Annotated in this window: 10 protein-coding genes; 5 read left to right on the top strand and 5 right to left on the bottom strand. The window is 65.4% G+C overall.

Going from position 1 to position 6,546, the window contains the following annotated elements; genetic code table 11:
- Both STRIP9103_RS52380 and STRIP9103_RS38365 read right to left on the bottom strand, forming a co-directional pair.
- Positions 1–375: hypothetical protein (locus STRIP9103_RS52380; RefSeq protein WP_234022409.1), on the bottom strand; the 375-nt coding region annotated here is incomplete at its 3' end.
- Positions 376–453: 78 nt separating this feature from the next.
- Positions 454–885, bottom strand: coding sequence for an ATP-binding protein (locus tag STRIP9103_RS38365; protein WP_009336212.1), 432 nt, complete (start codon positions 883–885; stop codon positions 454–456).
- A 136-nt stretch (positions 886–1,021) separates the two neighbouring features.
- On the opposite strand from STRIP9103_RS38365, the gene STRIP9103_RS38370 reads away from it, so the two are divergent.
- Positions 1,022–1,960 carry a helix-turn-helix domain-containing protein gene (locus tag STRIP9103_RS38370; RefSeq protein ID WP_009336210.1) on the top strand — a complete coding sequence of 313 codons (939 nt, stop codon included), beginning with the start codon at positions 1,022–1,024 and terminating at the stop codon, positions 1,958–1,960.
- A gap of 6 nt (positions 1,961–1,966) precedes the next feature.
- A complete protein-coding gene (locus STRIP9103_RS38375) occupies positions 1,967–2,197 on the top strand; it encodes a DUF397 domain-containing protein (protein ID WP_009336219.1) in 231 nt (76 codons plus the stop codon).
- On the opposite strand, the gene STRIP9103_RS38380 is transcribed toward STRIP9103_RS38375, so the two are convergent.
- Genes STRIP9103_RS38380 through STRIP9103_RS38390 form a run of 3 tightly spaced genes read right to left on the bottom strand, consistent with a single transcriptional unit; the run spans position 2,194 to position 3,811 of the window.
- The gene (locus tag STRIP9103_RS38380; RefSeq protein WP_048821730.1) at positions 2,194–3,051 is read right to left on the bottom strand and encodes a helix-turn-helix domain-containing protein; all 858 of its coding nucleotides are present in this window, start codon (positions 3,049–3,051) and stop codon (positions 2,194–2,196) included. The two genes, STRIP9103_RS38375 and STRIP9103_RS38380, sit on opposite strands and share 4 nt — an antisense overlap.
- 18 nt (positions 3,052–3,069) lie before the next feature.
- Complete coding sequence (locus STRIP9103_RS38385; protein WP_009336216.1) at positions 3,070–3,585, bottom strand: DUF6879 family protein; 516 nt, start codon at positions 3,583–3,585, stop codon at positions 3,070–3,072.
- On the bottom strand, positions 3,560–3,811 hold the full coding sequence (locus STRIP9103_RS38390; RefSeq protein WP_009336228.1) for a hypothetical protein: 252 nt from the start codon (positions 3,809–3,811) through the stop codon (positions 3,560–3,562). The genes STRIP9103_RS38385 and STRIP9103_RS38390 overlap by 26 nt, the downstream gene beginning before the upstream one ends.
- 187 nt (positions 3,812–3,998) lie before the next feature.
- Between STRIP9103_RS38390 and tgmA the strand changes: the two genes are divergently transcribed.
- From tgmA to tgmC, 3 genes are read left to right on the top strand one after another with little or no spacing between them, the layout of a single operon-like run.
- A complete protein-coding gene (gene tgmA / locus STRIP9103_RS38395) occupies positions 3,999–4,265 on the top strand; it encodes a putative ATP-grasp-modified RiPP (protein WP_009336214.1) in 267 nt (88 codons plus the stop codon).
- The gene (tgmB, locus tag STRIP9103_RS38400) at positions 4,262–5,230 is read left to right on the top strand and encodes an ATP-grasp ribosomal peptide maturase (RefSeq protein ID WP_009336209.1); all 969 of its coding nucleotides are present in this window, start codon (positions 4,262–4,264) and stop codon (positions 5,228–5,230) included. The genes tgmA and tgmB overlap by 4 nt, the downstream gene beginning before the upstream one ends.
- The gene (gene tgmC, locus STRIP9103_RS38405) at positions 5,227–6,360 is read left to right on the top strand and encodes an ATP-grasp peptide maturase system methyltransferase (RefSeq protein WP_009336227.1); all 1,134 of its coding nucleotides are present in this window, start codon (positions 5,227–5,229) and stop codon (positions 6,358–6,360) included. The genes tgmB and tgmC overlap by 4 nt, the downstream gene beginning before the upstream one ends.
- The last annotated feature ends 186 nt before the right edge of the window (positions 6,361–6,546 follow it).

Consider the following 6,546-nt stretch of genomic DNA (forward strand, 5'->3'; position numbering starts at 1 on the left):
CTCACCCAGGGCAACGAGCACATACGTACGCACCGGGTGCCTGGCCTCGCATCGCCCCCAGTCGGACGCCTCGCCCCGGCGCCCCCGCCCGACAGACCCCCGCTGCCAGCACTCCTCCTCCGGCAGCAGCGGCAGCCCCCGCCCACTCCACCGCAGCCGCTCGGCCCGCCTGGCCCAGCGCGCCCAACGGGCCCTGTCCGGGTTCAGGTGCCACTGCCGGGGCGTTTCCGGGGGTGTATTCCACGTCCGTACGGGGGTATGGGGGACCGTCGGTACGGCGTGGCCCGGAGCCGGGGCGGAACCGCCCCGGCTGCGAGGCTGCGTGATCCGCAAAACGGCCAGTACGCCGAGCAACCAGACGATAAAGTTCTTCACGTCGACAGCTCCTTTCCCTTTGCTGTTCACACTCCGCCCCGCAGCGGCCCGCTACGCCACTGCGGGGCAGCTTTTGATTTACTCGCCGCCGTGTTCTCCGGTGCCGAATTCCTTCTCGGCCCACACGGTTTTTCCGAGGACCTCCGGTCGCACGCCCCACTTGTCGGACAGGGAGTCGACGAGCAGGAGCCCTCTGCCCCCGACGCCGTCACCGTTTCCCTCCCCGTACAGCACGGGCATCCGGTCGCCCTGGGTGTCCCGCACTTCAACTCGGTAGACATTGCCGGTCTTTTCGATGGACATGCCGACCCGACGACCCGAAGTCCCCGGCACTCGCCCATGGGTTACGGCATTCGTCATCAACTCACTGATGACCAGCACCAGTTCGCTAGCGAATTCCCCCTCCCGATCCATCCCGCAGGCGGCAAGAAAGGCGGCACTGTCCGAACGGGCGCGGGCTACCGAACGGTTGGTGATGGGATAATTACGGCGTGTGGTCAGTTCAGACATGACACATGACCCCCGAAGAGTGCGACAGAGCGGACAGTGAGCGTTCGACTACGAACCGCTTGGAGCAAGCGTGCACCACTACCTATTGTTGGTGCACGCATACACCACGAACTGCCCCGAACGAGTGAAGCGGGGCATGTCGAGCACCGCGATCCGGCAGCCTGTCAGCACAGACGGGTTCAGGGGAGGCAAGCAGGTGGGAGCACGCACAGAGCCGACGGCACGTCAGGTGCGGTTGGGGCACATCCTCCGCAAGGTGCGTGAGGAGGGTGCGCACGGCACCCTGGACACCATGGCGCGCTCACTCAACTGGTCGACGGCCAAGTTGAGCCGTATCGAGTCGGGGCGTATCGGTATCTCCGAGACGGACCTGAACGCGGTACTGGATCAGTACAAGGTGCAGGATCGAAGCCTGCGCGGATATCTGATCGATCTCCGCCGCCGGGGAAACGTACGCGGCTGGGAGACCAGCGTCCGCTCGGCGGTGAGCGGCGTGTACGCCGACTTCATCGGCTACGAATCGGATGCGTCAGAGTCGTACAGCGTGCAAACCGCCCTGATTCCCGGCCTGTTGCAGACGTACGACTACGCAGCAGCCGTAATTGATCAGCACGTACCAGGCATGAGCGAGGAGGAGATCACCGAACGCCTGAGCATTCGAGAAAAACGGCAGAGGGTCTTCGATCGGCCGAACCCGCTGGTCTTCTGGGGTGTCATCTCGGAGTCGGCGCTCCGACATGCAGTTGGCGGACCCGAAGTCATGGCAGCACAACTCGAACATCTCCTCATCATGGCCAAGGAGTATCCCGGCACAGTCAACATTCATGTATTGCCAGAAGCATCAGCGTCTCATGCAGCACTGTTCGGTCCGTTCGTGGTACTCACCTTTCCCCAACGCTGGGAACCCGACATCGTCTACCTCGAAGGGCTGACCGGCAACAGGTTTCTGGAAGAGACCGACGAAGTTCAGGCGTACAGCAGGCTGTTCAACCGACTCATGATGTCAGAATCTCTCAGAGCAGCCGAATCGATGAAACTCATCGAGAGCCACCTCACCAATTACCGAAAGGGATAGACAGGAATGTCGGAGCACATAATCCCGGACGCCTCGAAAATACCCGCCACATGGCAGAAGTCATCCGTTTCCGGAGCCAACGGCGACTGCGTCGAATTCGCCGCCCACCCCAACGGCGTCGCCATCCGCCACAGCAAGGCCCCCGACGGCCCCGCCCTCCTCTTCACCCACTCCGAGATCGCCGCCATGCTCGCGGGCGCGAAGGCCGGCGAGTTCGATCACTTCGCCCAGAGTTAGGCCTCCAACGAGTCGATCGCCTTCACGATCAACGCGCGCGCCTCGGCACCGTACACCGCGAGGGCCGTCAACCTGGCGAACGCGCGCAGGTAGACGTCGAGTTCGCTCGGCTCCGTGACGGTTACTTTCGCGGCGAGAAGTTCCACGTGGACGCGTAGGTCGTCGAAGACGGTGAACTGTTCCAGCGGCCACATGATCTGTTCCCGGGGTGTCTCCGCCGGGATGACTCCCACGGACATCGACGGCAGCGCCATCGAGGCAAGCAGGGCGCCGAGTTGGCCTGCCATCACGTTCGCGTCGCCAACTCGGTGATGGAGGACGTTCTCCTCGATGAGCGTCGCGAAACGGTGGTCCCCCTCGTGGACGACCCGTGAGCGGCGCATTCGGGCCTCGACCGCTTCGGTGACGTCGTCGGGGGTGCCACGGAAGGCCGCGATGGTGCTCATGAGAGCGGTCGCGTAGCCAGGAGTCTGGAGATAGCCGGGAATCACATGCGAGGCGTAGACACGGAACAGGCGAGTGCGCTCGTACAGCGGCATGGACGTCTCTTGGAGACGTCTCATGCCGGTGCGCTGCAGCCGTCTCCACTGCACATACATGGAGTCGGCCTGCCGGTTGGCCGCAATGAGATCCGCCGCCTGATCCTCGGCCCCACAGGCCGTGCACCAAGCCGTGATGTCCTTGTCGGAAGGTGCTGTGCGCGCGTTCTCAATACGGGAGGACTTGGCGACCGACCAATCGCACCGCCGTGCAAGCTCCTTGCCCGTGATCCCCGCGTCCAGACGCAGCTCTCGCAGGCGGGCCGCGAGTGCCGCGCGGGCCGCCTGCACGCTGGTTGTGGGAAAAGGTGTCACTTCCGGCTTGGTCAACCCTTACTTGATCTCGTACTCGTCATGTGGGATGGCTCGCTCCCAGATGCTCACGAACGCGGCCGAGCAGGCCTCCACCACTTTCTGATCGGCGCACAGCTCCTTGCCGATCCACTCACCGTCACCGGAGAAGTGGTGAACGCGCATCAACCGCCCGTCGAAGATCCAGAAGTCGTTGGCGGGCAACAGCAGATCGACCGCAAGACGGCGCGGAAGCCATCGCACGATCTCGCCGGCTTCCAGGTTGGCGCGGGTCTGGTGGTGTTCCCAGCGGATGTAGTCGCTGACCGGCTCGGAAACGACGCGAGCGCGACGCACGGTCACTCCCCGCGCCACGGCGTCCGCGATGTCCTGATGGAAGGGACGCCACCACGAGGCACGATCGGCCCAGTCGACGCGCTGCCCTCGCTGCCAGGCTTCGAAGCGTGGGTTGCTGAAGTAGGTGTCCCGCGTCTCCAGGTGCACGGCCGACCGTTGGCTGCCGGCGAGGAGTTCACCGAACTCCGGGATCGAGCTCATCGCATGCCTTCCTGATGATCGGGATCATCCGCCGGGGAATCCTGATGACGGTCTCGCCCGGTGGAATCGGCGACCTGGCAGGTGACAGGGCATCACATGTGCTGCTGGTCTCCTCGTCGACCTCATAGCTCTGGATCAGCAGATCCGCGGTATCCATGTCAACCCACACCGTCGGACATCCGTCCTCGTCCGTCTCGGGGTCGATCCCAACGAACCGAATGTTCATGGTGGTTGGCCTCCAACGCCAGCAAGGGTTACGCGAGGTTGCATCACAATCGCCTTCAGGGACTGTGCGCCTCAAGGGCGTGAAGACGCCATGAGCTGCTGATGTCAACTGCCATGTAATCTGCTGCAACTTCGTGGCGGGCAGGCGATGCCGATTCCTACGGTCGGCCATGTCAGGAATACGCGACATGGCGGAGGACTGGATGAGTGAGCTGGTCACGGTCCCCTTCGGACTGACCCGGATGAGGCCCTTCCCCGAGGCGGCCGTTCTGGCCCCGGCCACGATCGTGCTGGACCCGGACAGCCAGACGGGACGGTGGGTCGGTCCGGACGGCCTGGATGTGCCGACCCTCGCCCGACACAAACGCAGCGAGACGTCCCAGGAGACAAAACCGAAGACGTCTCTGGACGGGAACACCGACGAGGGCAGCGACCAGGAAGGGGACACCGATTGACCGCGCAGTCGCCGGTTCTTGTCGTCACTCGGCTGGACGACGCGACCGCCGACGTCGTCATAGTCGAGCTCGGCTCACGCGAGGTTCCGGTCATACGGCTCGACCCGGCCGACTTCCCGGACGCCGTCACCGTGGCGGCTCGCGTGGACGTCCTCGGGCTCAGCGGTACGGTGCTGACGGCGACCCGCGTCGCGCCCCTGGACCGGGTGCGATCGGTGTACTGGCGCAGGCCGCGCCCGTATGCCGCGCCCGCAGGGCTAGACGGACAGGATGCTCGATGGTGTGCGGAGCAGGCCCGCTACGGACTCGGTGGCATCCTGGCCTCACTACCGGCCGCGCACTACGTCAACCACCCGTGGCGTAACCGGGCGGCCGAGTACAAGCCGGCCCAACTCTCGGCCGCGGCACGGTGCGGGTTACGCGTTCCCCCGACTCTGCTGACGAACGACGTGGAGGAGGCACAACGGTTCATCCGCGAGCACGGGCCCACGGTCTACAAGCCGCTCTATAACAGCGACTACACCGACCAGGACGGGCGCGGTCTGACAGTGTGGGTCGAAGAAGTCAGCTCCCAGGACCTGGACGTCGGTGTCGGCCAGACGATGCACCTGTTCCAGCAGCGTGTGGACAAGGTCGCGGACATCCGGCTCACCGCGATCGGCAGCAAGCTGTTCGCCGTACGGATCGATGGGTCACCCGGCCTGGACTGGCGCCGCCACTACGACGATCTCATCTACACCCTCATCGACACGCCCCCCGACGTGGCGAAAGCCGTGCATGACTACCTCGAGATGTTCGGGTTGGCCTACGGTGCCTTTGACTTCGGGCTCGATGCCTCCGGGGTGTGGCACATGTATGAGTGCAATCCAAATGGGCAGTTCGCATGGTTCCCCACCCCCATCACGCGTCAGATCACAGCTGCCCTCGCCGACCAGCTCCAGCACCCCGATCGGGACCGCCGATGACCAGTACCGCATCCCTCCGTCAGGGCCTCGCCGACGAACTCGCCAAGCACGGTCAGCTCACCGATCCCGCATGGCGCTCAGCTGTCGAAGCCGTGCCGCGCGATCTGTTCGTGGGCGATGTCTTCTTCCGCCCCAACGGCGCCCAATGGGAGCCCGTACGACGCGACCGACTCGGCGACGACGAGTGGCTTCGGATGGTCTACTCGAACACCACGTGGGTGACCCAGGTCGATGGCGTCAGCGCTGCGGACGCCGACGGCCCGCTGTCCGGGCGGCCCACCTCCTCCAGCACCCTGCCGTCCCTCGTCCTGCGCATGGTGGAACTCGCCGACGTCCACGATGGCGACAAGGTGCTGGAGATCGGCACGGGGACGGGCTACTCCACCGCGATCCTTTGTCACCGTATCGGCGGCAGGTCCGTGTACTCCGTGGAGTACGACGAGGAGGTGGCGGCTGCCGCCGCGCGGCACCTCCAGGTCGCCGGTTACTCCCCCCACCTCGTGGTGGGCGACGGCCTGCGCGGGCACCAGGATGGGGCGGACTACGACACGGTGATCGCGACGTGCGCCGTACGTACGATCCCCCCTTCATGGCTGTGGCAGCTCCGGGACGGCGGCAGCATCACCACGACGATCAGCGGCTGGATGCTCGGTTCCGGCCTGATTCGCCTCGTCCTCGACGGCGAAGGAGTCGCGCGCGGTCGATTCGTCGGCGAGCCGGTCTCGTACATGCTCGCCCGACCGCATGAGCGTCCGCCCCGCCCCACGTTCTACCCGCGTCCCGGCACCACGCGCAGTACGCAGGTGAGCCCGGTTCTGCTGGATGACTGGACCGGACTCTTCGTCGCCCAGCTCGCGGCGCCGTCCGCCGAATTGGTCCGCACCGAAGGCGGCATCGTCCTGATCGACATGGCGACGGGCTCGCAGGCGTGGACCGAATCCGACGGCGAGGGCTGGACGGTCCACCAGGACGGTCCCTTGCGCTTGTGGGACCAGGTCGAGGACGCGCTCAGTGTGTGGCAGAAGGCGGGTTCGCCCGGCCAGACGGCGTTCGGCATGACTGTCACCGAGTGGGAGCAGACCGTCTGGCTGGGCACACCGGATGGCCCTCGATGGCGCCTGCCGACCTGACTGACACGCCTGGACGACAGACTTGTGATCACCGAGGGCCGGCATGCGGAGCTGTGGCTGGAGGACGCGGACAGCGTCACTGCGTACTCGCGGGTGGGGACGACGCTCCGCGAGTCCGCGGTGTACGACGCCGGCGCCCACAAGGTAATTGGCGCGACGCGGCGTGCGCTGAATCCGCGTTGAGGG

Origin of the sequence: Streptomyces ipomoeae 91-03 (genome assembly GCF_000317595.1) — a bacterium.
Classification (GTDB): Bacteria; Actinomycetota; Actinomycetes; order Streptomycetales; family Streptomycetaceae; genus Streptomyces; species Streptomyces ipomoeae.

Excerpts from the sequence above, each read along its gene's own strand:
- tgmC (WP_009336227.1), top strand. The coding sequence starts at position 5,227 with ATGACCAGTACCGCATCCCTCCGTCAGGGCCTCGCCGACGAACTCGCC.
- STRIP9103_RS38370 (WP_009336210.1), top strand. The coding sequence starts at position 1,022 with ATGTCGAGCACCGCGATCCGGCAGCCTGTCAGCACAGACGGGTTCAGG.
- STRIP9103_RS38385 (WP_009336216.1), bottom strand. The coding sequence starts at position 3,585 with ATGAGCTCGATCCCGGAGTTCGGTGAACTCCTCGCCGGCAGCCAACGG.
- STRIP9103_RS38365 (WP_009336212.1), bottom strand. The coding sequence starts at position 885 with ATGTCTGAACTGACCACACGCCGTAATTATCCCATCACCAACCGTTCG.
- tgmA (WP_009336214.1), top strand. The coding sequence starts at position 3,999 with ATGGCGGAGGACTGGATGAGTGAGCTGGTCACGGTCCCCTTCGGACTG.
- STRIP9103_RS38390 (WP_009336228.1), bottom strand. The coding sequence starts at position 3,811 with ATGAACATTCGGTTCGTTGGGATCGACCCCGAGACGGACGAGGACGGA.
- STRIP9103_RS38375 (WP_009336219.1), top strand. The coding sequence starts at position 1,967 with ATGTCGGAGCACATAATCCCGGACGCCTCGAAAATACCCGCCACATGG.